2 protein-coding genes are annotated in these 1,792 nt (G+C 64.8%); both read right to left on the bottom strand.

What is annotated here, in order from left to right; genetic code table 11:
* A partial coding sequence (locus B7G52_RS23025; RefSeq protein ID WP_096699980.1) for an RNA-binding protein occupies positions 1-331 on the bottom strand: 331 nt, incomplete at its 3' end.
* A gap of 435 nt (positions 332-766) precedes the next feature.
* Positions 767-1,792, bottom strand: a 1,026-nt coding sequence (locus tag B7G52_RS23020) for an AraC family transcriptional regulator (RefSeq protein WP_371329063.1), incomplete at its 5' end; no start/stop codon positions are given.

Here is a 1,792-nt window from a genome sequence, read left to right as displayed (position 1 = left end):
CACCACCGCCGTAGCCGCCACCGCCGCCGCCGCCGCCTTCGCGACGACCACCACCGCCGCCGCCGAAGCCGCCGGTACGTGGCTCCATCGGACGGGCCTCATTGACCACCATGTCACGGCCATCAACGGACTTGCCGTTCATGCCGCTGATGGCTGCCTGGGCTTCTGCGTCGCTGGACATTTCCACAAAGCCGAAGCCCTTGGAACGGCCGCTGTCGCGGTCCATCATGACTTTGGCGGAGGTGATCGCGCCAAATTCAGAGAAGTGTTGTTGCAGGGAATCGTCGTTCACCGAGTAGGAGAGGTTGCCGACGTAAAGTTTCTTGCCCATTTTGGGACCTTTCAAAAATGCTTGCACGTTTGGGATCAAACGCGCGAAGCGGGTGTGACGGTTCTGGTTAGAAAACCGTTCAACGAAATGCACGCTGGCCAAGGGCCGCGTTGTAAGTGGACAGCGTATCGGGGTGCCACATGGCAATCCGATACCTGGCCCAGGTCGTGAATTCGGTCGAAATAAGGAAAAATAGGGACCGGGGTGAAGCTCGCCGCTGGGGGAGTTTGACGACCGGGAGGGCCGGAACTATCGGCCAAAGGGTGCGGAGGGGCAGGTGTGAAGTGCCGCAGACCGTGTCAGACTGGAATTGCTGCAAAGGAAAGCTAAATTGCAGTAACCCCGGTATTTTACTCCTGTTTGGGGAAATGGCGTTTACAGGCCCTGAACCCGGCATAAGCCGCCGGTTGCCTGCACCGCTGGCCGGCACGCTGCTCACCCCGGAAAGCCCTTGCGAAACTCGCCCGGACTCGCGCCCGTCCATGCGCGAAAGGCCCGGGTAAAACTCTTTTCGTTCAGGAATCCCACCGCCGCCGCCACCTGCTTGACCGGTTTGTCACTGCGGTACAGCAGGTCTTTCGCGCGTTCGCAGCGCACCTCGTCTTTCAGTTGCTGCAGGGTGGCCCCTTCTTCCTTCAGCTGCCGGTGCAGCGTGCGCGCCGAGATGTTCAGCAGCGCCGCCAGGCCATCGCCGTTGTGCGCCTGGTCGGGGTGGGCGGCCAGGGCTTGTCGCACCTGCTGCACCAGCAGCCGGTCTCGGCGGTATTGCAGCACCGTCAGCGGCAGGGCGCGCTGCAGCATGTGCTGCAGGGCTTTCTCGTCGCGCCGCAGGGGCAGGGCGAGGTAACGCGCATCGAAGCGGATCTCGGCCTGCGCGGCATCAAAGCGTACCGGGCCGGGAAACATCAGCCCATAGGCATCCGCATGCGGCGGCGCGGCAAACGGGAAGCGCGCGCCCTGCAGCGGAATGCGAGAGTCGATGTACCAGCAGGCCAGGCCGTGGATGTTGCGCAGCACGTGCACCAGGCAGAACTCGCGCGCCCCTTGGCCATGCCGGGCCAGGTCGGCGCGCTCCTCGATCGTGATGGCGGCGCTGTCGCCGGTGACGACCAGCTTGAGGGCAATGTCGTCGGCCAGCAGGGCGTGGTGGCGGCACCAGCGTTTGAGGGCCACGCCCAGGTCGGGCGCGCTCAGCGAGGCCCGGGCCAGCATGCCGTAGCTGCCCCAGGGCAGTTTTCTGGAGAAGGCGCCCAGGGCTTCGTCGTCGAGCTCCTGCATCGCCGTGCCGGACAACACTTCCATCTGGCGTGCGGTGATGCGGGCCTCTGGCTGCTGCAGTCGGGATGGCGTGATCTGTGCCAGCTTCAAGGCGTTGGCGGGGCTGCGACCGCAAAGTTCGTACGCCGCCGCCATCACCCGTGCAAAGGCCATGGGGGTGGCGGCAGCCGGCTGGGCCGGGGT

Source organism: Polaromonas sp. AER18D-145 (genome assembly GCF_002379095.1).
Taxonomy (GTDB): Bacteria; Pseudomonadota; Gammaproteobacteria; order Burkholderiales; family Burkholderiaceae_C; genus Polaromonas.
Note: the sequence above shows the minus strand (reverse complement) of the source record. Positions and strands in the feature narration are given on the sequence as shown.